The organism is Sulfitobacter sp. CW3 (assembly GCF_019392245.1).
GTDB lineage: Bacteria > Pseudomonadota > Alphaproteobacteria > Rhodobacterales > Rhodobacteraceae > Sulfitobacter.
Genome location: NZ_JAHXRL010000271.1, coordinates 1 through 267 on the forward strand (window position 1 = coordinate 1; position 267 = coordinate 267).

A 267-nucleotide genomic window follows, 5' to 3' on the forward strand; every position below is an offset into this window, starting at 1 on the left:
TGCCCCAGCGCGAGCCCATCTCGCCGAAATGCAGCACGAAGGTCTGGACGAGCGGGGGCAGCTGCACGGCAGGGATCCGACGCGGGGAGAGGTCAGGCGGGCGCCCCCCGGCTTATCAGCTCTTGAGCCAATACCGGAGGACCGTCGCGACGAAGCCGAGGCCGACGATGCTCGAGGCCCAGAGCCCCGCGAACCACGCGAGGCGTTTCCAGAGGGGCTGTGCTGCTGCGGGTGCCATCAGTGATATCCGTGCGCGTCGACTTTGCC

General features: G+C 68.5%; 1 protein-coding gene. It reads right to left on the reverse strand.

From position 1 onward, the window contains the following. Nucleotides 1-115 precede the first annotated feature (115 nt). The gene (locus tag KZZ06_RS21045) at nt 116-238 is read right to left on the reverse strand and encodes a DUF2474 family protein (RefSeq protein ID WP_012321840.1); all 123 of its coding nucleotides are present in this window, start codon (nt 236-238) and stop codon (nt 116-118) included. Nucleotides 239-267: the final 29 nt, after the last annotated feature.